The following is a 25567-nucleotide window of genomic DNA, read 5'->3' on the forward strand; positions in this document are numbered from 1 at the left end:
CAAAGGAAATTAAAAAAATTACGAGTAATATAAACGATATCCTTTGGATATATGGATTATCTCTTTATTTGAAAGGAGTATAGGTCCTATGTTAGATAAACGACTGATGAGCTTATTAAACTTATTATGTGAAAAAGATTATAAAACAGCAGAAAGTTTTTCTGAAAGACTAAACTTAAGCAGTAAAACAATACGAATATTATTAAAATCATTAAATGAAACTTTGATAGATAATGGCGCTCATATAACATCAAAGCACGGGTATGGATATAGGCTTGTAATTGATGATTTGGAGAAGATTAAGAGATTTAAGTTGTTAAATCAAAGACTGTATTTACCGGAAACATCTGAGGAACGCATTCAATATCTACTTGAGTATTTACTTAATTGTAAAGATTATATAAAAATTGAAGACTTAAGTGAAATGTTATATGTATCAAAGAAAACATTAACCAACGATATAAAAGAAGTTGAACATTTAATGGCAAAATATAACTTACAAATTGATAGAAAGCCATATCATGGAATTAGAGTTATTGGAGCAGAATTTGATTTAAGATTATGTATTGCAGAATTTACAGAAAAAAAGATCAAATTTGATTTGGATTATTCAAAAGGAATTAATGAAGAGCTAAAAGAGATAGCACAGATTATTTTAGAAGTCATTGAAAATAGGAGCTACAAAATATCTGATGTTGCGTTTCAAAATTTAATAGTTCATATTCATATAGCAATACAAAGAATTAAATCAAATTTTTATATTCCAGTAGGAAATAATGAAATGAGTGAATTAATTGATGATATAGAATTAAATATTGCTAAAGATTGTGCATGCATTATAAGTAAACGTTTTAATATTGAATTTCCTAAATCAGAAATGGAATATATTGCAGTGCATTTAGCTGGTAAGAAAATGTTGGAGGCTATTAAGGATGGAAAGGATAATATAGTAATTGATCAAGAAATAAATGATGTTGTTAAAGAAATGCTACAAGTTGTATATGATAGTTTTAAGTTTGATTTTAGAAATGATTTAGAATTAATGATGCTACTCGGGCAACACTTAGTTCCATTAAAAGTTCGAGTTAAATTTGATATGACAATGAAAAATCCATTGCTTAAGGATATTAAAGAACGTTTTAGTTTACCATATGTTATGGCAACACAGGCTTGTACAGTTATTACTGAAAGGTATGGAAAAATTTTAAGTGATGATGAAATTGGATACATAGCTTTGACGTTTGCATTAGCTCTTGAAAGGCAAAGAACAAATATTGAAAAGAAAAATATTTTGCTAGTGTGTTCTTCTGGAAAGGGAAGTGCCCAGTTGTTAGCATATAAGCTTAAAGAAGCATTTCAAGAATATATAAATGAAATTGAAATTTGTGATGTTAGAAGTGTTGATAAGGTTAATTTTAATAATATTAATTATGTATTTACAACAGTACCAATAACGGCAAAGGTACCTGTACCTATTCAAGAAGTAAAGTATTTCCTAGAATCTAAAGATATAAAAGCAATGGAAAAGCTTTTTCAATCTGACAAGGTTAGTAGTATTGCTAATTATTATGATAAATCTCTATTTATAGTGGATATAGATTTGCAAAATAAAAAAGAAGTTTTAAAGTATATGTGCAATTATATAAAGAAATTTAAGGATATTCCAGATAATTTTTATGATGCTATTCTAAAAAGAGAAAGGTTAGCAAAAACTGAATTTGGTAATCTGGTAGCAATGCCACATCCTAATATTGCACTTACTCAGGAAACCTTTGTTTGTATAGGTATTCTAAGGCATCCGATTAAATGGGATGAAATGATGGTACAGGTTGTATTTTTAGTTTCCATTGAAGATAAGAGAAATAAAAATTTGCAATCATTTTATAGAATTACTTCTAAATTGCTATCCAATAAGAATTATATAAATGAATTAATTAAGAAAAGAGATTTCCAAGTATTACAGGATCTACTTAAAAAAATACAAGAGGACATGGAGGATGAGAATAATGGATGAAAATAAATATAATACAGCATTTGAACTAATTTTAAGCGCAGGGAATTCGAAATCTCAATCTTTATTAGCGCTTGAAGCTGCAAGAGAATTTGACTTTGAGGAAGCAGAAAAATGCTTAAAGGAAGCAGAAAATGAATTAAGAGCAGCTCACAAAGCACAAGTGGATATGATACAAAATGAGGCGCAAGGAAATCCAGTGGAACTAAATATTATTTTAGTTCATGCACAGGACCATCTTACAATGGCAATGATGGCTAAAGATTTTACGGCAGAATTTGTAAATTTATATAAGACAATTAAAGAATTAAAAGACAAATAAGTTAATTATTAATATTCAATATAATTATATTTTGAAAGGTGGAAGATATTATGAGAATTATGTTAGCATGTTGTGCAGGGATGTCAACAAGTTTAGTTGTTTCAAGAATGGAGGAATCTGCAAAGAACCAAGGAAAAGCTTATAAAATATGGGCAGTAGATCAAACTCAAATTGAAGAGGAACTTGGTAATTTTGATGTATTATTACTAGGTCCACAAGTAAGACATATTTTAAGAAAGGTTACTAAAATTGTAGGAGATAAAGCGCCGATTGCAGTTATTGAAGCAGCTGCATATGGAAGATGTGATGGAGAAGCAGTTCTAAGACAAGCTGAAGAATTAATGGGAGGTGTGTAATCATGTCAAAGTTTTCGGAAAAATTTGAAGATGGACTATTGGTTATAGCTGAAAAGGTAGAAGAAAATAAATATTTAGGCAGTGTAAAAAATGCATTTACAATATTTATGCCATTTGTTATAGTTGGTTCTTTTGCAACTTTGTTCAATTCATTAATTACTAGTAATACAACAGGTCTTGCAAAGTGGATACCAATATTAGAAAAGATAAAACCAGCATTTACAGCAGTTAATTTTGCAACTATGTCTTTTATGACAGTACCAGTTATATTTCTAATTGCAATGCAGATGGCAAAATCAAATAAGGTTCCAGAATACATAACAGGTGTAGTTGCAGTTGCATCTTATATATCTGTAATCCCAGAAGTAGTAACAGTGGTTGTAGATAAAAAGACAGGAACTGCAGCAGGAATACCATCAGCAGCATTAGGTGCTCAAGGTTTATTTATAGGAATGATACTCGCAATATTAGTAGCTGAACTTTTTAGTAAGTTAACAAAAATTGAAGCAATAAAAATTAAAATGCCTCCTTCTGTACCAAAGGGAATTTCAACTTCCTTTAACACATTAATTCCAATAATGATTACTTTAACAATAACAGCTATAGCTGGAAATGTATTTTTTAACTTGACTGGAATGTATGTTAATGACTTTATTTATAAAGCAATACAAGCTCCTTTAGAAGTAGTGTTCCAAAGTCCAGTTGGTATTATTGCAATCGTTATCTTTTCTCAATTATTCTGGTTTTTAGGAATCCATGGCGGGCTTGTAATTTCTCCAATTAGAAATCCATTAATTGCAGCAGCAATTGCAGCAAATATAGCAGCAGTAAATGCAGGTGAAGTTGCAACTCAAGCAGTAACTTATGGATTTTGGTTAAACTTTATAGTAGCAGGTGGAGCAGGAATTACTTTGGCTTTAATATTTGCTATATTCATTTTCTCAAAAAGAGATGATCACAAAATGATTGCAAAGGTAGCTTTCTTACCAGGGCTTTGTGGAATTAGTGAACCTATAGTATTCGGATTACCATTAGTACTAAATCCTACTTTTGCAATACCATTTATATTCAATTCAGGAATAGCTACAGGAATTGCACTTTTTGCAACTAAAATTGGATTTATGCCATGCAATACTGTAGATGTACCTTTTGGAGTTCCAATTCTTATAGGTCCATTTATCGGACATGGCTGGCAAGGTGTGGTGGTTCAAATAATAATTTTTGCAGTATGTACTTTTACATGGGCACCATTTGTATTAATGTCAAATAGACAAGCAAAGGAAGAAGCAAATAAAGCGTAAACCTAAGTAAGAATATAGAATTAAATGAATTTAGGCGGGTTTTATCCCGCCTATTTATAGAAGGAGGAATATTATTATGAAACAAAATAGATTTCCAGAAGGCTTTTTATGGGGAGGTGCTACAGCAGCAAATCAATGTGAAGGAGCATGGAATGAAGACGGTAAAGGAATGTCAGTTGCAGATTGCAGTACATATAAGCCAAAGGTTGACCCCAAAGATTATGTAGCACAGCATGGAATTACAGATGCAGATATTAAAGTTGCCATGGAAAGTGATGATGTATCTCTTTATGGAAAAAGACATGGAATTGATTTTTATCATAGATATAAAGAAGATTTAGATTTATTTGCAGAGATGGGATTTAAAGTACTACGAGTATCTATAGCATGGACTAGAATTTTTCCTACTGGAGTAGAAGAAGAACCAAATGAAAAAGGTCTACAATTTTACGAAGACTTGTTTAGAGAAATGAGAAAGAGAAACATTGAACCATTAGTAACTTTGCACCATTATGAAATGCCATTATATCTTTCTAATAATTATGATGGCTGGTATCAAAGACCTGTTGTTGATATGTTCATCAAATTCTGTAAGGTAGTATTTAATAGATATAAAGATCTAGTTAAATATTGGCTTACTTTTAATGAAATTGATAGTGTTTTTAGACATCCTTTCACTACAATTGGTCTTGTAACAGATCGCTATCCTAAAGAAAAACTAGAAGAGATTATATATCAATCTTTACACCACCAATTTGTAGCAAGTAGCTTAGCAACAAAGTATATGAGAGAAATAATTCCAGGAGCGCAGATGGGATGTATGTTAACAAGAACGCTTACTTACCCAGAAAATTGTGATCCTAGAAATTGTATTCTTGCTTTAAAAGATAATAGAGATAATTACTTCTATGCAGACGTACAAGTTTTTGGAGAATATCCTAAGTTTATTAAGAAACAGTGGGAGAAAAAAGGAATCAATATAAAGATTGAACAAGGTGACGAAGAAATACTAAAGCTTCATACGGTTGATTTTGTGTCATTTAGTTATTATATGTCGTTAGTATCTAGTATAGATGCTGAGAAAAGAGAAAAAGTTAATGGAAATATATCGACAGGAGTTAAAAATCCGTATTTAGATGTAACTGAATGGAATTGGCAGGTTGATCCAATAGGGTTGCAATATTCTTTAATTGATTTGTACGATAGATATCGTAAGCCATTATTTATTGTAGAAAATGGTTTGGGTAATAAAGATAAAGTTGAAGAAGATGGAAGTATTATAGATGATTATCGTATTGCATATTTTAGAGACCATATTCAGGCAATAGCAGATGCAATTGAAGATGGTGTAGATGTAATGGGATATACTCCATGGGGGTGTATAGATTTAGTGAGTATGTCAACTTGCCAAATTAGCAAAAGATATGGATTTATCTATGTTGATGCAGACGATTTAGGAAATGGTACTTACAATAGAAAGAAGAAAAAATCATTTGAGTGGTATAAAAAAGTAATATCTAATAATGGAGCAGATTTATCATAGATTGGAGGAGAACGCATGTCAAAAGAGTTTCCTAAAGGATTTTTATGGGGAGGAGCAGTAGCTGCGAATCAATGTGAAGGTGCACATTTAGATGATGGAAAAGGTCTTGGAATTTGTGATGTTTTAGAAGTTGGAGCTGATAGATTCAAAAATATAAATTTAGAAATAAATGAAAATAAAAAATATCCATCTCACGAGGCCATAAATTTTTATCATCATTATAAGGAAGATGTTAAGTTATTTGCAGAAATGGGATTTAAGTGTTTCAGAACTTCTATTGCATGGGCTAGAATATTTCCAACAGGTGAAGAAGAGAATCCAAATGAAGCGGGTTTAAAATTTTATGATGATCTATTTGATGAATGCTTGAAATATGGAATAGAACCAGTAGTTACAATTTCTCATTATGAGACGCCGTTAGAGCTTACAAAAAAATATAATGGCTGGGCTAGTAGAAAATTGATACCTCTATTTGATAGATATTGTAATGTGATTTTTAATAGATATAAAAAGAAAGTTAAGTATTGGATGACTTTTAATGAAATCAACAATACCATAAGACTTCCTTATTTAGCAGGAGCAATTGACGTGACTGGTGTAGAAAATTGGTTCCCATTAGCGTTTCAAGCAAGTCATAATATGTTTGTAGCTAATGCTAATGCAGTTAAACTTTGTCATGAAATTATGCCTGAGTCACAAATAGGGTGTATGCTGTCTTTAAGCAACACATATCCAAATACATGTAAGCCAGAAGATGTTTTTGAAACCTATAATCTTAGAAGAAGATCTTTATTTTTCTCAGATGTTATGTTAAGGGGTGAATATCCAGGCTACGCAAAAAGATTGATGAAGGAATTGGGAGCTGAACTTGATATTAGAGAAGGCGAATTAGAATTAATAAAAGAATATACAAATGATTATTTAGCTTTCAGCTATTATAGGACATCTACCTTTATTGCAGGATCTACTATGCAATTTAATACTGGTGGCGGAATTGGCTCTGAAAATCCATATTTAAAGAAATCAGAATGGGGTTGGCCAATTGATCCAGTAGGATTTAGATATACTTGCAACGAACTATATGATCGATACAAAAAGCCATTATTTATAGCAGAAAATGGTTTGGGTATGGTAGATAAGATAAATCCAGATGGAACTATTAGTGACAAAGCTCGTATTGAGTACTTAAGAGATCATCTTTTGGCACTTAGAGAAGCTATTGATGATGGATGTGATATTTTTGGATACACTTGGTGGGGACCAATTGATATAGTTAGCGCTGGTACTGGCGAGATGAAGAAGAGGTATGGATTTATTTATGTTGATAAAGACAATGATGGCAATGGAACTTTAAAACGTATGAAAAAAGAATCTTTTTATTATTATAAAGAAGTAATTGAAACAAATGGTAGTCTTCTAGATAAGGAACTATAGTATACATGTTTTGATCAATGTGTTACGCTATAATCAGATATAGTGTATAACATATATGCTTAGCTATTGGAAAATAAATAAAGACATTAAAATAAAGATATAAGATCTAGGTGAGGCTTATCCTCACCTTTTTAGGATGGATGAGATATGGGAGAAACGTTGCTGAAGGCAGGAAGTTTTATTTTAATAATAATAAGTGGCTATTTACTGAAAAAGAAAGGTTTGTTTAATTGCAATGATAATAGAACAATTATGAAACTAATCATGAATGTAACTTTACCAGGTGCTGTAATTGCAAGTTTTTCAAATTTTCAAAGAGATAATAGTTTGATTTTTGTAGCAATGCTTGGATTAGGAATGAATATATTAATGATCGTAATTGGATACTTAATTGCATTTAAGAAAGATAATTCGGAAAAAGCCTTTAATGTTATTAACTATTCTGGCTATAATATCGGTACTTTTGCAATGCCATATTTGCAAAGTTTTTTAGGGCCAACAGCAATTATAGTTACATGTCTATTTGATGCAGGAAATGCACTTATGTGTACTGGAGCAACTTATGCAGTAGCATCAAATATTGTAGGAGGAAAGGATAGTGGAGGTATAAGAATATTCCTTAAAAAAATATTTTCCTCGGTTCCATTTGATGTTTATACAATTATGCTAATTTTTTATTTTGCTGAAATCAGAATGCCACCAGAGGTGTATAAAATAGCAAGTGTTTTTGGTAGCGGCAATGCTTTTCTTGCAATGTTTATGATAGGAGGCGCATTTGAATTAAGCTTTAATAAAAATTTATTAAAAAAGGTAGCAACTAATATTGTAGTAAGATACATATGTGCCGCAATAGCTTCTTGCCTGTGTTATAAATACTTACCATATTCAATAGAAGTAAGACAAGCTTTAGCTATTATTATGTTTTCACCAATAACAGCAATTTCAGTTATTAATACAGTAAGATGTAATGGAGATCATGAAAGAGCTGGAATCACTAATTCCATAACTGTATTGATTAGTTTGTGCATTATTACAACGTTAATTACATACTGGGGATTAGGTAATTAATTAATAAAGTTACATAAACAAAATATAGTTGATAGAGGATAAATTAAAGCCTATTAAATTTTTGGACGAAAGGATAAAAGGATATGGAGATTATTTCTACAATTGCAGGGCAAATAAGTATAATGTATGTATTGATGGTAATTGGTTTTATTGTATATAGAAAAAAATTGATTGATGATGAAGGAGCAAAGCAATTATCTAATTTGCTAGTTTGGATAATCAATCCTCTAATTATGTTAACCAGATATCAGATGAATTTTTCTATGGATAAACTTATTGATCTTGGAATTTCGTTTATAGTATCACTTTTTGCGATGTTAATAGGATTTTTTGTAGGAAAGACTATATTTAAGAAGGAACAGAAAATTGATAAGTTTGCAGTTGGATTTGCTAATGCAGGATTTATTGGTATCCCATTAGTCACCAATATTGTTGGTTTGGATCAAGTTTTCTTTTTATCTGCATATTTAGTTTGTTTTAATATTTTAAGCTATACCTATGGAATTTATCTAGTATCAAGTAATAAAAAATTAATTACAATAAGAAGTATATTATTTAACCCAGGAATAATTGCTGTTGGAATTGGAATTATAATTTTTATATCGCCAATAAAGTTGCCTAAGTTTATTTATGATGCCTTTAATTTAGTAGGACAGACCAATACACCAATAGCCATGATTCTTTTAGGTACATATATTGCAAAAGCCAAAGTTATTACTTTGTTTAATAACAAGTATGCCTATTTTGTGTGTTTTATAAAATTAATTGTCATTCCAATGATTGTGTTGATAATATTTAAATTTCTGCCAACAGATTTGGGAGAAATTAAAAAAGTTGTACTAATAGCTGTTTCAACACCAGTTGGACTTACTGTGCCCATGTTTTCTCAAATGTATGGAGGCGATTATGAATATGGAGCAAAACTAGTAGGACTAAGTACATTATTATCATTGATTACAATTCCCATAATATTATATTTAGCTAATATAATTTGGTAGAAATTGAATTTATATAACGGCATAATAAGTTTTTAAATATGATTATTTGGATAACCAAGGTTAAAATAATATAACTTAAGAAAGAAAATTAGAATTATTGGTAGAAGAAATGGAATATATGTATAACAGATAATCTAGAATTAATATTATCTGCATGAATAATGAAAAATATTTCGAATATAATTAATAATGACAAAATAGTTTAATAGAGATGAGGTAATAGATAATATTGTGTTAGTGTTAGGATATGAACATTTGGAATAAATAAATTTAATCTTTAACATTCGAAAGAAGAGTTTTTTATTGACGTAGCATATATTAGCGTAGTAGAATTAGTATGCAATTAAATATAAGATTTTGTTAGGTGAGGCTCCTATATAGATACATGCTGCTGCCCGGAAACGTCGAGAGACGCCAATGGGTCAACAGGTATTGCCGGATTAAGGTTCTACTTAATGTAGCCGAAAACCCGAAGGTTTTCTATGCTATATAGTGCTAAAACTCAACGAGTGAAGAATGAAATGTAAATATGCTAGGACTATATCTACGTGTATTTGCAATGCAATATTGTGTTTATATCCTTCACCGTGAGTGAAGGATTTTTTTATTTTATTTAAAAGGAGGTGCATCCAATGGAGGGTGACGGTAGTACGGATAATTATTATATGCATTTTTATTTGAATTCAATTAATACTATTTTTATGGGCATTAAATTGGATGCACTTTTTGGTGCCCTAAATTGAAAGGGTGAAGTAAATGGAAAAAGTAACAAATTTCTTTTTTAGCAAAATTCTTAATAAAGAAATTTACAATATTTCAGGGCAAATAATAGGTAAATTAAAAGATGTTATTCTTGATTTTACTAAGGAAAGTCCTACAGTAATGTATATACAAATTAGAAATGGAAGAAAATCCTTTTATGTATCAGCTGAAGCGCTTGATATATCAAAAGATGAAAGAGAAAGATATAAAATCAAAATAAATAGTGAGAGTCTTTTAGTAAAGCTTCCAAATGAAAAAGATATTTTTTTAGTAAGAGATTTTTTAGACAAACAAATAGTAGATATAAATGGTAGGAAAGTAGAACGTGTTAATGATGTAAGACTTGGGCTTATAAACGATAAGTGGAAGCTTATAGCAGTTGATATAGGAACTAGAGGGTTATTTAGACGTCTTGGTGTGGAATATCCATTTATTCTATTGCTAAGCTTATTTAAATATCAACTTAGAAATAAGCTTATTATATGGGATCATGTACAAACTTTAGCTACAGGAATTAATAATTTACAACTTCATATGCCTGCAAGCAAGATTGAAACTCTTCATGCAGCAGATATAGCAGATATAATTGAAGATCTTGATAATAAGAGCAGAGATATATTATTCCACAGCTTAAATAATCAAAAAGCAGCAGAAGTTTTTGAAGAAATTGAAACTGATGTTCAAGTTGACCTTTTAAAATCCATGTCTGATGAAAAGGCCTCAGATATACTTGAAATCATGCCATCTGATGAAATAGCTGATATTTTAGAAGAAATAGAAGAAGATAGAGCTGAAAAATTATTAACTCATATGGATGAAGAAAGTCAAGATGAAATAAGAGAACTTATGGAATATGAAAAAGAAACTGTAGGAAGTATTATGTCAAAAGATTTTATAACCTTCCTTCCAGATGTAACAGTAAAGGACGTTTTTTCTTGGCTAAAAGATAATGCACCAGATGAAGAAGAAAGTTATTATGTATATATTACTAATGATAAAAGCAATCTTATAGGTTCCGTTTCTTTATTTTCACTTATTATGTCTAAGGAAGAAACTAAACTTTACAATATTATGACCACAAGACCTAAGAGTTTAAAAGATACTGATGAAGTTGAAGATGCTATTAGTTTAATGCACAAATATAACCTTGTGTCTATACCAGTTATAGATGAAGAAGATAATTTGGTTGGAGTTGTATCGTTAAATGATAGTATTCATGAGCATAAACTACTAAGGAGGGTTGCAATATGAGAAAAGTATTACCTAATAAATTTAAAAAGTTATTTTTCATAATGACCATCATTGGACCAGGCTTAATTACAGTAAATGCAGGTAATGATGCTGGTGGAATCACAACCTATGCTACAGTTGGTGCTTCATATGGATACAAAATGTTATGGGGATTACTCCTAATTACCTTTAGTTTAGCTGTAATACAAGAAATGAATGCAAGAATGGCAGTTGTAACTGGTAAAGGCTTATCAGATTTAATTAGAGAAAAATTTGGAGTTAAGCTTACTTTTTTTGCTATGTCTATTTTGCTAATTGCAAATATGGGAGTAGTATTTGGAGATTTTGCAGGTATAGCAGCAAGTTTAGAACTCTTTGATATAAGTAAATATATATCAATACCTATTGTTTCTGTAGCTATTTGGTTTCTTGTAACCAAGGGATCTTATAAAAAAGTAGAAAATATATTTTTGTTATTTACCTTTGTATTTTTTACTTATATTATATCTGCATTTTTAACTAAACCTGATTGGGGATACGTTGCTAAATCAATGATTTCACCATCTATTGAGTTAAAAACAGGATTCCTTCTTACTTTTATAGGAATGATTGGAACAACAATTACTCCATATATGCAATTTTATCTTCAATCATCAATAGTGGATAAGAAGTTAAGCATAGCCGAATATAAATATGAAAAACTAGATGTTTATTTAGGTTCTTTTTGGGGAAATGCAGTATCATTTTTTATAATTGTATGCACAGCAGCTACTCTCTATAAAGCTGGAATCACTATAACTTCAGCAGAAGAAGCAGCAATGGCCTTAAAGCCACTAGCAGGAGAATGGGCATTTATACTCTTTGGAGGTGGATTATTTGGAGCTTCTGTTTTAGCAACAGCTGTTATTCCTCTTTCTACATCATATGCAATTTGTGAGGCTTTTGGATGGGAAAGTGGAGTTGACAATGACTATAAAGATGCACCAGCCTTCTTTGGAATATATACTGGAATAATTATATTAGGAGCATTATTTATATTAATACCGGGAATATCGCTTATTAAAATAATTCTTATAACTCAACAAATTGCGGGAATATTATCTCCAATAATATTAACCTTTATGATAATTTTAATTAATGACAAGCGTATAATGGGTGAATATGTTAATAATAAAACCCAAAATATAATATCTTGGGGAACTGTTATATTTATTATAACTTTATCCATAATTTTATTTGTATCATCATTTATAGCATAATTAAATTATAAAAATAAAACATGCATTTAAGTGTAATTGCACTTTTGCATGTTTTTTATTACTTACTTCCAAAATCCTCACCTAAAGATACAGCTTTAGTTTTACTGTTTTCTTTATCTGAATAAAGGAATTTCACTTTTTGTTCAGGCTTTTTGCTTAATAATACTTCTAAATTATTCAATTCATCTAGATTATCTAGTCCTGCACCAGTTGAATATAAGAAAACTTTAGCATTTCCGAAGCTTTGAATGTCTTTAGCGTATTCTTGTAAGGGTGTACCAAGGTTTCCAGCAAGAACAGCACCTCCTAAAATTACTACATCATATTTCGAAACATCTTTTGGTAAGAAATCTCCAGCAGTATTTACTGTAACATTGAAACCTTTATTATTTAGTCCTGTTGCAAAGGAAGCAGCAATTTCTCTTGGAAATTCTGATCTAGAATTTTGAAAGATTACCAAAGCTTCTTTTCCATTAGGCTTTTCACTTTTCATAATAGTTTCTTGGTTAGGTCGCTTACTATCAACACCATTTTTAAATATAATTATAGTGGAAATGGCACATACTATTATCAATAGGATTATAGTAACAATGCTTAATAATATTTTTTTAAACATATTTTATTTCACTCCTCTAAATTGGATCTAAAGCTAATATAGATATGTTAAATATATTGAATAAAAAATCATGGAATCTATTGATTTAGTAAAAAATTATGGATTTAGCATATTGGCAAATTTCGCAATTTTGTCGTTTGAAATAGCTAAAAAATTAGTTTTTCCATCTACTTTAATAGCTGATTCACCTTTTTTATTTTTAGATTTTACAACCATTTTAATTATGAGTTTCTCAAAAAAATTCATCTTGCTGAAATTGAAACCATAGCCTAGGGAATCAATAACAGTTGCATGATTAATTAATTTATTAGAAAAGGATCTTTCCATATATGATTTGATTTCTTCCTCGCCATTTGACATACATGATAGAAATAATGCAAAAGGTTTAGATAAAAGTAAATTAGAATTATCAGCGCAAAAGTTTTTTACTTCGGCTTGTATACTGCCTGCATAAACAGAAGCACCAACAATTATTTTGTCATAATCGGAAAAATTTATATTTTTGTTTTCTTTTAGATTTATGACTGTAACATCGCCAGTCAATTTTTCGGAAAGCAGGTTAGCACATTTCTCTGCTGCACCATATTTTGATGCAAATAATATTAAGAATTTCATAATTAAAATCACTCCTTAAAATTTAAGATTCTAATAAATTTTCTAATTTTCCATAATTAAACCCTACTTTTGATTTTTCATCCATCTCTGTTATAGTATTTAAAAGTTTTGAGAAACATGAATATAAATTAGAAATATCAGTTTTAGTTAAATCTCTAAATAAGTCATCAATGAACGCATTTTCTGCACTTTTTCTTTTTTCAAAAAAAGTACCACATTTTTCAGTGAGTGCTAACTTTACAGACTTTGAATCAGTGGTCATAGTAATTAAATCTTTTGCTTCAAGATTTAAAGCTAATTTTTTTACATTTTGTCTAGAACAGCCCATAAATTCTGCTGCTTCACTTAAAGTTGGTGAACCTGTTTCTGAGTTCAAGATGCAGATGATTAGAAGCCATTGCTTCATAGTTATATCTTTATCAAATCTATCGCCTATAGTTTGAAGTTTATTTGCAAATAAGAATATGCATCCAAATATGAATTTTTCTTTTTCTAGTTCTTTATTTAATGGTTCCATTTAAATCTCCTTTTGTAATTTTTTTATAGGTAATATATTACGGTAACTAGTTACCTATATTGTAGTTTGAAAGAAAGATAGTGTCAACTATAATATTGATATATAAGAAAATATTAAGAAATAATATTCAGTTGAATTGTAAAAATATATGTGCTATCATAAAAAAGCATAAAAGGAAACTCGACTCAAAGAGTAAGTAACCATAATAGATGCATAGACGTATGGAGAGATGTCCGAGTGGTCGAAGGAGCACGCCTGGAAAGCGTGTATAGGGGCAACCCTATCAGGGGTTCAAATCCCCTTCTCTCCGCCAAATGAAAAAATACCTTTAAACTTAGTAAGGATAAGTTTAAAGGCATTTTTATATTTGTGAGTTTTAAATAATACTTCAAAATATTCTTTATAATTTTTAATATCATACGTGTGAAATTTTGGGCCTCATACAAATAAAGTTATTTTAACTGAGTTTCCAATAGTTTTGTTTCTCCAGCTTTAACTTTATTAATATTTTCCCACTTAAAATCAAAACGATTTTCATTACTATTTGTAACAACCATAGGAATAATAGTGCTGCTTGCATTTTCATTAATGAAATCTAAATCAACGTCAACAATGATTTGGCCCTTTTTTACTTTGTCACCCAATTTTACAAAGAAATTAAATCCTTGCCCGTTTAGATTTAAAGTTTCCAGTCCAATATGAATAAGAATTTCTTCTCCAAGAGCAGTTCTTAATGCAAAAGCATGTTTAGTCTCTGCAATTAGTATAATTTCTCCATCTACAGGTGCAAGAATTTGACCATTTGAAGGTAAGATTGCAACACCTTCTCCCATAAGTTTTTTGCTAAAAACAGGATCTGGAACATCTTCAATTTTTACAAAATCTCCAGAAGCATAAGCAAATATAGATTCACGAATATTTTTAGAAAATAATTTTTTAAACACTTATCTTAGCCTCCATTATCACCCTGAATTAGTTATATGATATAAATCAACTAAAATCTAATGAAGTTCATTCCAATATCCTTTGTTTGCTTCCATTAAATCTTGCAATAATTCTTTAGCAATATTAGTATTTACAACTGTACGATTTAATACAAGTGCTTGTAATGCCTTTTGATAGCTTCCTTCTAAGCAGGCATCTACTGACAATTTTTCATACGCATATTGATTTTCCATAAGTCCCTTGTAAAATGCAGGGATACTTCCAACGGCTAATGGCTCAACCCCATTGCTTCCAACACGACATGGAACTTCTATCATCATTCCAGATGAAACATTTTGAATAGCTCCATTATTCTCTATGATTGTTAGAAAAATTTCATTTGTGTTATTAGCAATTGCTGTTGCTAAATCAACTATATACTCTGCGTGGCATCCTACGTCAGTGGTGATTTCAAATTTAGTACCACGCATTTTACCTAGAGATATAATTTCATGTAATCTATCATAAGTTTCTTTTTCGTTTCCATCCATTACTTCGTTAGCTCTTGTGTATTTTGGATTTTCTTTATCTCTCATTTTATTTGGATATAAATAATATTGTAAATATGTGTTAGGTAAATATTCATCATAATCATTAATCATTTGACTCATGAATTCAAATGTTGCTTTCCATGAAGGCTCTTGGAAAAGAGGTTCTGTTTGTACATCTACTGGAGTTTTTAATATTTCTCTTAATTTAGGTAAATAATCTTCTCCAGTTTTTTTGTCTAAAATATGAGTAAACCAGCCAAAATGATTTAAACCAAAATATTTAGGCTCTAAATCGCATCTCTTTAATCCAAGTACACTTGCATAAATGTCCATAATTGCAATTGGCATATCGCAAATGTTGATGATGCGATAATCCCCAGGGAATATTCTTTTTGTTGCTTCTGCAACAATTGCAGCTGGATTTGAATAATTTAAAATCCAACATTCTGGAGAATAAGTACGAATACTTTTTATTAAATCAATAACGGCAGGAACGCTTCTTAATCCATAAGCAAATCCGCCGGCACCACATGTTTCTTGACCAAGGCACCCATGCTTTAATGAAATTTTTTCATCTCTTTCACGCATTTTTAATCTTCCTGCACGAATTTGCATAAGCGCAAAATCTATGTCTTTGAATGCTTCTTTTTCATCAGTAGTATATATAACTTCTTCTAACTCTGGATAATATTCTTTAAGTAGTATTTCAGCATATTTTCCAACTATATTTTGGCGTTCACTTTCATTATCATATAAGACAATTTTCCTTAAAGGGAACCTATCTTTTTGATTACATAACATTGCAAGCATATCGGGTGTATAACGACTACCTCCACCAACGATACAAATTGAATACTTTTTCATTTTACATTACTCCTTTTTTATGTTTAATACATTAACAAGTTTTTCTTTTTCGATTTCTACAGTCATTCCAATAATAATCTGTACGTTATTTCCTTTGATAACAATACCTTTTTGTTTTGCTTTACTAATTATTTCTTTATTTACTTTGTTAATGTCATTTACATCGATTCTTAAGCGTGTAAAGCAGTTGTTTACTTCTACAATATTTTCTGCACCACCTAGCCCTTCAATAAACAATTCAGTATTTTGGTTATCAGAAGCATTAGTTGAAGAGGAATTAGAGTTTGTCTCATTATTAACAGAATTTTCTTCTCTACCAGGTGTTTTAATGTCAAATTTTTTAATTAAGAAAATAAAAGTGAAATACCATACTATAGCCATTACAATACCAACAGCAAAGAAAATATATATTTTGGATAATTTTGGATCTATAACGGAATTACAAATTATAGTATCAAGTAAGCCATAAATCGAATATGTTCTTGAACCTAATACCCAAAGCAACATTTCTGAAAAACCTGTAAGTAACCCATGCACAAGCCAAAGTAATGGTGATATGAAAAGAAATGCAAAATCAAGAGGTTCTGTAATACCTGCTACCATTGAAACGAAGAGTGCTGGTATAAGCAAGCCTTTTACAGTACTTTTATTTTCTGGTCTTGCAGTTTTTATCATAGCAAGAACTATACCTAAACTTGCAAAGATTTTTGCAAATCCAAAAGTAGCAAATCTAATTGAAGGATCAATAGCTGTCAAATTAGCACCACTGGCCATTTCAGCGTAGAAAATGTTTACAGCACCTTGTACAGTAGTTCCATCGATTTGGGTACTTCCTCCAAATCCAGTAAAACAAAATGGCATCCATAATAAATGATGTAATCCTGTTGGAATTAAAAATCTGTTGCCAAATGCATATACAAATACTCCTAATGGACCTGCATCCTTCATGAATACAGATAAACAAGAAATACCGTAGTTTATAACTGGCCATACATAACTAAGTACAATTGCTAATATTAAAGTAATTGGGATCATAATTATGAATACAAGTCGTGATCCGCCATATACTCTAAACATTTCTGCAAATTGTATATTACAAGCTTTGTTGAATACATATCCAGTAATGCATCCGAGTATTATTCCTAAAAATACATTCATGTCTACTACCTGGAATCCTAGAACAAGATTTTGCCCAGTTCCAAATAACCCCATAGCACCAGGTTGAGCTAGCATATTTTGTGAAGTAAGCCATGCATTGTTACCAGCTAAAAAGATAATATACACAATCAAACTAATAATAGCGGCATCTACTTTTTTTGTTTTTGCAAATGCGGTTGCTAGTCCAACACAGAAGATGATGGAAAGATTATTTAGCATAGCATTCATCATAGTCTTTAATAAATTTCCGATGAAAATTACAAATGATGGCATAAAACTGAGTTGCATGATGACGGCAATAGCAAGACCAATTCCCATAATTGCTAAAAACATTATAGGTTGTACTGCAGCTTGCGAAAATTTTTGACTTAATGATAATAATTTTTCTTTCATAAATATGTACCTCCTTTTATTTGTACTAAATATAACCTAGATTATATTTGGTATCAATGGATTTACCGCATCTATGATAATGTTTACCTTTAGTGAAAAAGTTCACTGAGCTGCAAATATAAAAAGGGCTGTTATGAGAGATTTTTGTGTAAATAATTTTACACAAAAATCTACTGTTAACAGACCTTTTATAGCATGTATACTGTATTTAGTTTAGTTCATAAGTATTACTTATGTATATGTGATAAATATTTATTAGAATATTTGCTTAATGCTAATTCCAATAATATTATTAAATTTGAAGTGAAAAAGTTAGGAATATAATGCTCTTTGTCTGATTTTGTTCCAGCAACTTCTATTGTCATATGAGCTGTTTTACCCAATGGTGAATCCTTAGTTGAAGTAAAAGCTACAACCTTAAAATTGCTCTGGATAGCTACGTTAACCTTTTCAAGTATTTCTGACCTTGCCCCAGAATAAGAAAGGAAAAAATAGAGTCCGGATTTATTTTTGTTAAAGGCTTCATAATGATAGCAGCTAGCTGCATCGAAGCCAAATGATAATAATTTTTGTAAATAATATTCCTTAGCACTATCGCAAAAGCCTAGAGAATCAAGATAAATTCTTTTTTCACTATATTCTCTTAGTAATTCTACAAGCATATTAATATGAATTGTTAAAGAGTCACTTTTATATATATCAACTATATTATCAGAAAAGTCTAATTTAAGTGCATGATTAGTAGATGCAAGAGTCGTATAATACATTTCACTATATCCGCTGTACCCCAATTTTTTTGACAATTTTATAATTGCTGCTTTTGAAACAAAACATTCCTGTGAGATTGTGTTTATTCCAACTTTTTCATTTCGGCTAATGTGATCATGTATTTTATTTAGGATTATCTTCTCAAGCTCTGAGAGACTTGTATTGCCTTGCATTTAAAACACTTCCTTCCTGTAACAATAATGCTCATAAAGTTACTTTTTCTTATAGTATATCATTATGCTTGAGTTAAAATCTATATAGCAAGCAAAAAGAGTGTCACAGATAATTATTAGAGCTGTGAAGAATGAAAATGCCTAGAACTTTAAATTTACTAAGGTTCTAGGCATTTTCATATTTAATAAAATTTATGTTTCATTTTCGAAGGTAATCTCATCAATGGATTCATTAGATTTTCGATCGTTTAAAAATAAATTGATCTTTTCTGACCCTATTAGCATAACTATTATACATAAGAATAGGAAGTATGGGAAAATAAAAATGCTTGTTCTAGAAGCAATGAAACCTAAAATAGGAGGCATGAAAGTACTTCCTATATATGCAAAAGCCATTTGCATTCCCATAATTGATTGTGATGCACCTTTTCCGAATCTGTTGGGGGTTTCGTGGAGCATTGCAGGATAAATAGGGGCACAACCAAGTCCTATAAGGATTAATCCAATCAATGAAAAGTAAGTTGGTAATAGTAATAGAGCTGCTCCAGTAATACACATGATTTGTCCAGCTCTAATTAATGTCCGATTAATGAATTTCATAGTGAGAAAACCAGCTAGAAATCTTCCAAGAGTAATGCCGCCGTAAAATAAAGAAATTCCTCTTGCTGCAGCATCAGCAGATAATCCCTTGTAATTTACCAGATAACTGCTTCCCCATAATCCAGCAGTGGCTTCTGTTGCACAATAACATACAAAAGAAATTAAAGCTAATTTAACACCAGGAATTTTTAGTGGATTAATTTTTTCAGTATTTGCTTCTTGATTATAAGAAGATGTTTGATCGTGTTCAAGGTGTTTCCATAATGGTAGTGTTATAAGTAGTACAAGTACTAAAGAAAACTGTATTATAGAAATTGTAAGATAACCTTTTTGCCAACCGTTTTTATTTGCTAAAAATAGAGACATGATAATTGGGCCAGAAGTCGCTCCAATACCCCAAAAGCAATGAAGCCAGCTCATATGTTTAGCTTTGTAATGCAAGGCTACAAAGTTATTTAAAGCAGCATCAACAGAACCAGCTCCAAGACCTAGAGGAATAGCAATTATGCATAGCATTATAAAGGAATGGGAAATAGAGAAACCAAGCAAAGCAAAAGCAGTCATTGTAACGCTTATAAAAGTGATTTTACCAGTCCCAAAGCGATTTATTAATTTCGCGCTAAATAGACTTGAAATAATAGTTCCACCGCAAATTAGCATTGAGATAATTCCAGCACTTGAAGTGCTTACAGATAAATCAGACTGCATAACAGGCCAGGCTGCTCCCAAGAGGGAATCTGGCAAGCCAAGACTGATGAAGGCTAAATATATAATTATTAAAAGTAGTGTTATCATCATATTCTCCTTTTAAACTTGTTAAAATAGTTTTTGTTTGATTTAGTTATTTATAGCTTCTAAAGTTATTGAACTTAAACCGTTTAAATAGTATTTAAGTGTATTATTTTCTAATATAATTTGAGGAATATGTCTTTTTGGAATTATTTCCCTAACAGAATCCTGTATTTCATCTAAAAGAGAATCTGTGAGTAATGTTCCAGTCACAATAATTGTTTGAGGATTAATGATTGCAGATAAAGAACATATGGTTTTTGATACAATTGGGATAATACCTTCTCTATAACTTAAAATTTTCTTTTGCTCTTCGTGAGTACATCCCAAGGGTAGATAAGATACTTCACCAGCAAAGTTTGTGTTTCCGTGGATAATATGTCCATCTACAATAATTCCTGAGCCAGGCCAATTATCTTTAAAAAATGCGACTACAGCTATAGATGCATTTTCGTCATAGTCTCCTGCTTGATAAAAACCATAAGCAGTTAAATTCATATCATTTTCTATCACAACAGATTTACCAAATCTATTTGTTAATTGTTCAGCTAAAGGACAGCCAGATAATTCTTCAATATCACAAAAGTCAATAATATTAGATTTTGTTACAACACCGGGAATACCGATTCCTATACCCTCAATATTAGGATACTTGGCTATAAGTATTTCAATTAAATTTTCAATTTCAGAATAATCGATAGTTTCTTTTTCTATGGATTTTTCTTCTATAACGGTGCCCAATAGATTTACCATAGCATAATTTAAGATTTTTTTATTATTTTCATAGACCATATAAAGGCAGCAGATATATGAATAGTTTTCATTGAATTTATAAGCCTTAGCAGGTCTACCTACGCTACTGGAAGATTCGATTTCTACTTCTAAAATTTCTCCTGAAGCATCTAATTCATTTAAGATGGTATTGCAGGTAGCAACACTTAGTCCTGTAATTTTAGAAATAGTATTTTTAGTTCCGCTTGGAAGAGCTTTTAATGCGTTTTTAATTATTCTTGTATTATAATTTTTAACGTGAGCAGTATTGCTAACAATAGGTTTCATAGAATTACTCCTTTATTATAATAATTATTATAAAAGTTATTATTACAATTATTATAATAGTTATAATAATTAACGTCAATGTGATTTATGGATGTTTTTTGGAAAAAGAATCGAGGATTTATTAGAAGTGAATTAAAATTTTAAATAAACTTAGCTGTATTTAGTTATTTATTTAATTTACTAATGATGAGTATTTCTATACTCCATAGGAGTCATTCCAACTGTTTTTTTAAATACCTTTGAAAAATTTCCTTGATCACAAAAACTAAGCTGGGATGAAATTTCTAAAATTGTTTTGTCTGTACTTTTTAATAAAGTCTTAGCCCTATCTATTTTTATATTCTTAAAATAAGTCATTACCGATACATGCATATTCCTTTTAAAGCATTTTGATATATATCCAACAGAAACATTTAATTCTTCTGATATATCTTGAAGTGTTAAATGATCTTCTAAGCGAATATATAAAAGCCCAATAACCTTGTTGATTACAAAATTATCTGTTACCTCTACAAAATCAATCAGTATGTTTAGATAGCAGGTTGCAATGTCTATTTCTAATTTTTGGAGCTGCTCTAAGTTATTAAGGGTTTGGATGGTCCTATAATACTTGTTATAGATAGTATGAATAAATTGCTTAGAAGAACCTTGCTTGATAATTTCTCGTACAAATATAACATTCCACATAAGAAGATCATTCTTTTTAGTAGTTATAGGGATGTATTCTTTATTTTCTTCTATATGTTTTGATTTGATTATATGGAGTATGGCTTCTTTATTTTTTTGTTCTAATAAAAAAGCTATTTCATTACTAAAAAAATAACTATCTGAATCATATGCATCATACATGAAAAATATCCCCCCATTAAAGTAAAAAATTTTCTTTGGTTAAATTATACAATAACTGTTAGAAGTTTGTACATTTAAAAACAAAAAAGATTAATTTTAAACAAATTAAGAAATATAAAGTTGCTATAATATGCTTGTAAGGGTTGCAACCGTTTACCGATGAAGTTTATGTTTATAAATATTTGGAGGGGTTAAAATGCGTAAAAAATTAAAACTTATAAATATGTTAATTGCAGGTATTTGCTGTACTTCGATGTTTGTTGGATGTGGAAAATCAAGTCAAGGTTCAACAGAGAAAGAAAGTAAGGAAATAGTAGTTTGGTCATATTTAATGGACAATGAAGTTGAAGAATTAAATAATATTGCTCAAGAATGGGCAAAAGAAAATAATAAAAAAGTAAAGGTAATTAAAGACAATTCACAATTTCAATCTTTTTTGCAAGCAGCAAATTCATCAAAGGGTCCGGATTTAGTTTTTGGATTAACCCATAACAACTTAGGAACATTTCAACAAGCTGGATTACTTTCAGAAGTTCCACAAGATTTTGCTAATAAAGAGGACTATATAAATAGTGCTGTATGGGATGCTGTATCCTATAATGGAAAGGCATATGCGGTTCCGTTATCCATGGAGACTTATGCTTTATTTTATAATAAAGATAAAGTTAAAGAGATTCCTAAAACAATGGAAGATTTGGTAACACAAGCAAAAGCTTATGGTCCATCAGGATTCCAATTCTCAATGAACGAGTTTTATTATGGTGCAGCTTTTGTTCAATCATATGGTGGATATATATTTGGAGGAGAGAAAGGAAATATTAAAGCAGATGATATAGGGCTAGCAAATGATGGAGCAATAAAAGCTTATAAGTTTTTACAAGATTTAGTTCAGAAGGATAAGCTTATGCCGGCAGATATAACAGCTGATATAGCTAATAGTTCATTTAAAACAGGCGATGCAATATTTTATATAGGTGGTCCTTGGGATATTAGTGGTTTTAAAGATGCAGGTGTAAACTTTGGAGTTACTAAACTTCCTAAAATAAATGGTGTAGAAGCAAAAACGCTCATGGGAGTACAAGCTGCCTTTGTAAGTAGTAAATCGCCAATACAAGATGATGCATGGAAGTTAATGAAGTATTTGGCTAATAATTCAGGAGAAAGATTATATAAAGTGGGAAATAGAATACCTGTGCTTAAGACAGAAATAAATAAAGATCAAATAAAGAATAATGAATTTACACAAGGATTCATAGCTCAAACTAATTCAGCAATTCCAATGCCTAATGTACCTGAAATTGAAGCAATATGGAAGCCTATGGAGAATATGACAAGAATATTGCAAGGAGAAGATCCGGCAAAAGTAGCTAAGGATATAAAGCAAGCTGTTGAGGATGGTATTAAAGTTAGTAATAATTAATAACACTGCTGAAATTCCAAGGTTTAGATAAAATATAGTCTTTGCTAAGTCTTGGAATTATCAGAATGAAACTAGTTAATAAAGAAGGTGAAATTTTGGCTAAAGCAAAAAATAATATTACATTAAGAGATAATATGAGAAGTTATAAATATCTTTCACCAGCTATAATAAGCATAATCATATTATGTGTGTTACCAATGCTTTACACAATATTTATAGCATTTACTAATTACACATTGAAAAATCAAAATTATGGATATGGTACCGCTAATGGTTGGAGAGTAGTTGGTCTTTATCAATTTCAACAGATATTAGCAGGTTCATTAAAGGATGAGTTTTTCCCGTTGCTTGGATGGACATTGATTTTTACAATAATATCTACACTAGGAGCATTTTTCTTAGGACTTATATTTGCAATGGCATTAGGAGATAAAAATATGAAAGAATCTTTTATATATAAAGGATTCTTAATAATTCCTTGGGCATTGCCAGGAGCAATAACAATAATTTCGTTTAAGGGATTATTCAATAGTCAATATGGTGCTATTAATGGAATCTTAATGCAGCTCCATTTAATAAATGATCCGATCTTATGGCTTACAACTCCATTAGCAGCTAGAACAGCTGTGATTTTGGTGAATTTATGGCTTGGATTTCCTTATATGATGAATGTATGTATTGGTGCATTATCAGCTATACCAGATACGTATTATGAAGCAGCCAATATTGATGGAGCAACAAGGTGGCAAAAGTTTAAGAAAATAACTTTACCATCATTGGCTAATGTGTCATATCCACTTTTAATATCCAATTTTGCATTTAATTTTAATAACTTTAATTCAGCGTTCTTATTAACAGATGGAGGACCATCAAAAGCAGGATCATCTTTTGCAGGATGGACTGATATTATTGGATCTGCAACTTTTAAAATGTCAGTAGATAAAGGTAATTTTGGTCTTGGTGCGGCTATGTCCATATTAATATTTGTAATAATAGCCACATTATCAATAATTAATATGAAAATGTCAGGCCAATTTAAAGAGGTGGAGGATTAATGGCAGAAATTATAATTGATAAGAAGGAACATACTTCGGAGATAGAAGAAAAATTAGTTTATAAGAAGAGAATTTCCAAAAGGGAAAGATTAGAGTTATGGGGAAAAAGAATATTTTTAATAGTGTCAATCTTAATAATAATTTTCCCTATATTTGCAATAATATCAGCGTCTCTTTCTACTGGGACAAGTTTTATGCAAAAAAATCTTATACCTACAACTATAACCTTTGAAAATTATACGAAAGCATTAAGTGAAAATGTTGGATTTGTGAAATGGATGATAAATACTACTTTTGTTGCAGTATTAGTTTCAACTATTCAATTAGCAATGACATTGCCAGCAGCATTTGCTTTTTCCAGATTAAAATTTAATGGAAGAAAAAAAGGTTTGATGCTATTGCTAATACTTCAAATGTTTCCAACAATAATGAGTGTGCCAGCAATATTAGCAGTTGCGTATAAATTACCTTTTGGTATGGATAATTTAATATTTTTATCACTGATTCTTTCTGCAGGAAGCGCTTATAATATTTGGCTTATGAAGGGATATATTGATGGACTTCCAAAGGAATTAGATGAAGCTGCAAGGGTTGATGGGGCTACTATCTGGCAGGTGTTTATTAAAATAATATTGCCATTAACTAAGTCCATGTCTGTAGTAATATTTTTCTTTTCTTTCATAGCAATATACGGAGAATTTGTATTTTCAGCATCATTGCTTAAGGATAAAGATTTGAAAACATTAGTAATAGGCTTAAAGTCATTCACGGCAGGAAAATTGACAGACTGGCCTATGTATTCAGCATGTTCAATAATGGTATCCATTCCACTTGCAGTACTTTTTGTAGCAATTCAAAAGTTTATTTCAAAGGGATTAGTTTCGGGAGCAGTAAAAGAATAATACTATTTATAATAATATACAAAGCAGGAG

23 protein-coding genes, 1 tRNA gene and 1 riboswitch are annotated in these 25567 nt (G+C 30.3%); of the genes, 14 read left to right on the plus strand and 10 right to left on the minus strand.

The window, feature by feature from the left end; translation table 11 throughout:
* Nucleotides 1-88 precede the first annotated feature (88 nt).
* From GXK56_RS10990 to GXK56_RS11035, 10 genes are all read left to right on the plus strand, one after another.
* Nucleotides 89-2014 carry a PRD domain-containing protein gene (locus tag GXK56_RS10990; RefSeq protein WP_160687512.1) on the plus strand — a complete coding sequence of 642 codons (1926 nt, stop codon included), beginning with the start codon at nucleotides 89-91 and terminating at the stop codon, nucleotides 2012-2014.
* On the plus strand, nucleotides 2007-2333 hold the full coding sequence (locus GXK56_RS10995; RefSeq protein WP_160687513.1) for a PTS lactose/cellobiose transporter subunit IIA: 327 nt from the start codon (nucleotides 2007-2009) through the stop codon (nucleotides 2331-2333). The genes GXK56_RS10990 and GXK56_RS10995 overlap by 8 nt, the downstream gene beginning before the upstream one ends.
* A gap of 50 nt (nucleotides 2334-2383) precedes the next feature.
* Complete coding sequence (locus GXK56_RS11000) at nucleotides 2384-2689, plus strand: PTS sugar transporter subunit IIB (RefSeq protein ID WP_160687514.1); 306 nt, start codon at nucleotides 2384-2386, stop codon at nucleotides 2687-2689.
* 2 nt (nucleotides 2690-2691) lie between these two features.
* On the plus strand, nucleotides 2692-3990 hold the full coding sequence (locus tag GXK56_RS11005) for a PTS transporter subunit EIIC (protein ID WP_160687515.1): 1299 nt from the start codon (nucleotides 2692-2694) through the stop codon (nucleotides 3988-3990).
* A 76-nt stretch (nucleotides 3991-4066) separates the two neighbouring features.
* On the plus strand, nucleotides 4067-5533 hold the full coding sequence (locus tag GXK56_RS11010) for a family 1 glycosylhydrolase (RefSeq protein WP_160687516.1): 1467 nt from the start codon (nucleotides 4067-4069) through the stop codon (nucleotides 5531-5533).
* 15 nt (nucleotides 5534-5548) lie between these two features.
* Nucleotides 5549-6967 carry a glycoside hydrolase family 1 protein gene (locus tag GXK56_RS11015; RefSeq protein WP_160687517.1) on the plus strand — a complete coding sequence of 473 codons (1419 nt, stop codon included), beginning with the start codon at nucleotides 5549-5551 and terminating at the stop codon, nucleotides 6965-6967.
* A gap of 147 nt (nucleotides 6968-7114) precedes the next feature.
* Nucleotides 7115-8035, plus strand: a complete 921-nt coding sequence (locus GXK56_RS11020; protein ID WP_160687518.1) for an AEC family transporter — start codon at nucleotides 7115-7117, stop codon at nucleotides 8033-8035.
* Between the two features lie 83 nt (nucleotides 8036-8118).
* Nucleotides 8119-9033: an AEC family transporter gene (locus GXK56_RS11025; RefSeq protein ID WP_160687519.1), complete on the plus strand. Its 915-nt coding sequence runs from the start codon at nucleotides 8119-8121 to the stop codon at nucleotides 9031-9033.
* A gap of 349 nt (nucleotides 9034-9382) precedes the next feature.
* Nucleotides 9383-9554, plus strand: a riboswitch (M-box (ykoK) riboswitch).
* Between the two features lie 235 nt (nucleotides 9555-9789).
* The gene (locus GXK56_RS11030) at nucleotides 9790-11046 is read left to right on the plus strand and encodes a CBS domain-containing protein (protein ID WP_160687520.1); all 1257 of its coding nucleotides are present in this window, start codon (nucleotides 9790-9792) and stop codon (nucleotides 11044-11046) included.
* On the plus strand, nucleotides 11043-12284 hold the full coding sequence (locus GXK56_RS11035; protein WP_160687521.1) for an Nramp family divalent metal transporter: 1242 nt from the start codon (nucleotides 11043-11045) through the stop codon (nucleotides 12282-12284). Before GXK56_RS11030 ends, GXK56_RS11035 begins: the two co-directional genes overlap by 4 nt.
* A 58-nt stretch (nucleotides 12285-12342) precedes the next feature.
* Here GXK56_RS11035 and GXK56_RS11040 read toward each other — a convergent pair whose 3' ends face one another.
* The 3 genes from GXK56_RS11040 to GXK56_RS11050 all read right to left on the minus strand — a co-directional run bounded on the left by GXK56_RS11040 (nucleotide 12343) and on the right by GXK56_RS11050 (nucleotide 14032).
* The gene (locus GXK56_RS11040; RefSeq protein WP_160687522.1) at nucleotides 12343-12900 is read right to left on the minus strand and encodes a hypothetical protein; all 558 of its coding nucleotides are present in this window, start codon (nucleotides 12898-12900) and stop codon (nucleotides 12343-12345) included.
* 96 nt (nucleotides 12901-12996) lie between these two features.
* Nucleotides 12997-13515, minus strand: a complete 519-nt coding sequence (locus tag GXK56_RS11045; RefSeq protein ID WP_160687523.1) for a flavodoxin domain-containing protein — start codon at nucleotides 13513-13515, stop codon at nucleotides 12997-12999.
* Between the two features lie 22 nt (nucleotides 13516-13537).
* Nucleotides 13538-14032, minus strand: coding sequence for a MarR family transcriptional regulator (locus tag GXK56_RS11050; RefSeq protein WP_160687524.1), 495 nt, complete (start codon nucleotides 14030-14032; stop codon nucleotides 13538-13540).
* 223 nt (nucleotides 14033-14255) lie between these two features.
* Between GXK56_RS11050 and GXK56_RS11055 the strand changes: the two genes are divergently transcribed.
* Nucleotides 14256-14345 (plus strand) — tRNA-Ser (locus GXK56_RS11055).
* A 139-nt stretch (nucleotides 14346-14484) separates the two neighbouring features.
* Here GXK56_RS11055 and GXK56_RS11060 read toward each other — a convergent pair.
* From GXK56_RS11060 to GXK56_RS11090, 7 genes are all read right to left on the minus strand, one after another.
* Entirely contained in the window at nucleotides 14485-14976 is a 492-nt protein-coding gene (locus GXK56_RS11060) for a PTS glucose transporter subunit IIA (RefSeq protein WP_160687525.1), read from the minus strand.
* Between the two features lie 57 nt (nucleotides 14977-15033).
* On the minus strand, nucleotides 15034-16371 hold the full coding sequence (locus GXK56_RS11065) for a 6-phospho-alpha-glucosidase (protein ID WP_160687526.1): 1338 nt from the start codon (nucleotides 16369-16371) through the stop codon (nucleotides 15034-15036).
* 6 nt (nucleotides 16372-16377) lie between these two features.
* Nucleotides 16378-17922 carry a PTS transporter subunit EIIC gene (locus GXK56_RS11070; RefSeq protein WP_160687527.1) on the minus strand — a complete coding sequence of 515 codons (1545 nt, stop codon included), beginning with the start codon at nucleotides 17920-17922 and terminating at the stop codon, nucleotides 16378-16380.
* A gap of 227 nt (nucleotides 17923-18149) precedes the next feature.
* On the minus strand, nucleotides 18150-18863 hold the full coding sequence (locus GXK56_RS11075) for a MurR/RpiR family transcriptional regulator (RefSeq protein WP_160687528.1): 714 nt from the start codon (nucleotides 18861-18863) through the stop codon (nucleotides 18150-18152).
* Between the two features lie 192 nt (nucleotides 18864-19055).
* Nucleotides 19056-20258, minus strand: coding sequence for an MFS transporter (locus GXK56_RS11080; protein ID WP_160687592.1), 1203 nt, complete (start codon nucleotides 20256-20258; stop codon nucleotides 19056-19058).
* Nucleotides 20259-20300: 42 nt separating this feature from the next.
* The gene (locus GXK56_RS11085) at nucleotides 20301-21311 is read right to left on the minus strand and encodes an ROK family protein (protein ID WP_160687529.1); all 1011 of its coding nucleotides are present in this window, start codon (nucleotides 21309-21311) and stop codon (nucleotides 20301-20303) included.
* A 180-nt stretch (nucleotides 21312-21491) separates the two neighbouring features.
* Complete coding sequence (locus GXK56_RS11090) at nucleotides 21492-22160, minus strand: AraC family transcriptional regulator (RefSeq protein ID WP_160687530.1); 669 nt, start codon at nucleotides 22158-22160, stop codon at nucleotides 21492-21494.
* Nucleotides 22161-22356: 196 nt separating this feature from the next.
* On the opposite strand from GXK56_RS11090, the gene GXK56_RS11095 reads away from it, so the two are divergent.
* The 3 genes from GXK56_RS11095 to GXK56_RS11105 all read left to right on the plus strand — a co-directional run bounded on the left by GXK56_RS11095 (nucleotide 22357) and on the right by GXK56_RS11105 (nucleotide 25537).
* Entirely contained in the window at nucleotides 22357-23580 is a 1224-nt protein-coding gene (locus GXK56_RS11095) for a maltose ABC transporter substrate-binding protein (protein WP_160687531.1), read from the plus strand.
* Between the two features lie 134 nt (nucleotides 23581-23714).
* Complete coding sequence (locus GXK56_RS11100; protein WP_243156087.1) at nucleotides 23715-24635, plus strand: sugar ABC transporter permease; 921 nt, start codon at nucleotides 23715-23717, stop codon at nucleotides 24633-24635.
* Nucleotides 24635-25537: an ABC transporter permease subunit gene (locus tag GXK56_RS11105; protein ID WP_202127865.1), complete on the plus strand. Its 903-nt coding sequence runs from the start codon at nucleotides 24635-24637 to the stop codon at nucleotides 25535-25537. Before GXK56_RS11100 ends, GXK56_RS11105 begins: the two co-directional genes overlap by 1 nt.
* Nucleotides 25538-25567 lie beyond the last annotated feature (30 nt).

The organism is Clostridium sp. C2-6-12 (assembly GCF_009928485.1).
Taxonomy (GTDB): domain Bacteria; phylum Bacillota; class Clostridia; order Clostridiales; family Clostridiaceae; genus Clostridium.

Excerpts from the sequence above, each read along its gene's own strand:
- GXK56_RS11000 (WP_160687514.1), top strand. The coding sequence starts at position 2,384 with ATGAGAATTATGTTAGCATGTTGTGCAGGGATGTCAACAAGTTTAGTT.
- GXK56_RS11080 (WP_160687592.1), bottom strand. The coding sequence starts at position 20,258 with ATGATAACACTACTTTTAATAATTATATATTTAGCCTTCATCAGTCTT.
- GXK56_RS11005 (WP_160687515.1), top strand. The coding sequence starts at position 2,692 with ATGTCAAAGTTTTCGGAAAAATTTGAAGATGGACTATTGGTTATAGCT.
- GXK56_RS11105 (WP_202127865.1), top strand. The coding sequence starts at position 24,635 with ATGGCAGAAATTATAATTGATAAGAAGGAACATACTTCGGAGATAGAA.
- GXK56_RS11030 (WP_160687520.1), top strand. The coding sequence starts at position 9,790 with ATGGAAAAAGTAACAAATTTCTTTTTTAGCAAAATTCTTAATAAAGAA.
- GXK56_RS10990 (WP_160687512.1), top strand. The coding sequence starts at position 89 with ATGTTAGATAAACGACTGATGAGCTTATTAAACTTATTATGTGAAAAA.
- GXK56_RS11085 (WP_160687529.1), bottom strand. The coding sequence starts at position 21,311 with ATGAAACCTATTGTTAGCAATACTGCTCACGTTAAAAATTATAATACA.
- GXK56_RS11070 (WP_160687527.1), bottom strand. The coding sequence starts at position 17,922 with ATGAAAGAAAAATTATTATCATTAAGTCAAAAATTTTCGCAAGCTGCA.
- GXK56_RS11025 (WP_160687519.1), top strand. The coding sequence starts at position 8,119 with ATGGAGATTATTTCTACAATTGCAGGGCAAATAAGTATAATGTATGTA.
- GXK56_RS11075 (WP_160687528.1), bottom strand. The coding sequence starts at position 18,863 with ATGCAAGGCAATACAAGTCTCTCAGAGCTTGAGAAGATAATCCTAAAT.
- GXK56_RS11040 (WP_160687522.1), bottom strand. The coding sequence starts at position 12,900 with ATGTTTAAAAAAATATTATTAAGCATTGTTACTATAATCCTATTGATA.
- GXK56_RS10995 (WP_160687513.1), top strand. The coding sequence starts at position 2,007 with ATGGATGAAAATAAATATAATACAGCATTTGAACTAATTTTAAGCGCA.
- GXK56_RS11090 (WP_160687530.1), bottom strand. The coding sequence starts at position 22,160 with ATGTATGATGCATATGATTCAGATAGTTATTTTTTTAGTAATGAAATA.
- GXK56_RS11065 (WP_160687526.1), bottom strand. The coding sequence starts at position 16,371 with ATGAAAAAGTATTCAATTTGTATCGTTGGTGGAGGTAGTCGTTATACA.
- GXK56_RS11010 (WP_160687516.1), top strand. The coding sequence starts at position 4,067 with ATGAAACAAAATAGATTTCCAGAAGGCTTTTTATGGGGAGGTGCTACA.
- GXK56_RS11020 (WP_160687518.1), top strand. The coding sequence starts at position 7,115 with ATGGGAGAAACGTTGCTGAAGGCAGGAAGTTTTATTTTAATAATAATA.
- GXK56_RS11045 (WP_160687523.1), bottom strand. The coding sequence starts at position 13,515 with ATGAAATTCTTAATATTATTTGCATCAAAATATGGTGCAGCAGAGAAA.
- GXK56_RS11095 (WP_160687531.1), top strand. The coding sequence starts at position 22,357 with ATGCGTAAAAAATTAAAACTTATAAATATGTTAATTGCAGGTATTTGC.
- GXK56_RS11015 (WP_160687517.1), top strand. The coding sequence starts at position 5,549 with ATGTCAAAAGAGTTTCCTAAAGGATTTTTATGGGGAGGAGCAGTAGCT.
- GXK56_RS11035 (WP_160687521.1), top strand. The coding sequence starts at position 11,043 with ATGAGAAAAGTATTACCTAATAAATTTAAAAAGTTATTTTTCATAATG.
- GXK56_RS11100 (WP_243156087.1), top strand. The coding sequence starts at position 23,715 with ATGAGAAGTTATAAATATCTTTCACCAGCTATAATAAGCATAATCATA.
- GXK56_RS11050 (WP_160687524.1), bottom strand. The coding sequence starts at position 14,032 with ATGGAACCATTAAATAAAGAACTAGAAAAAGAAAAATTCATATTTGGA.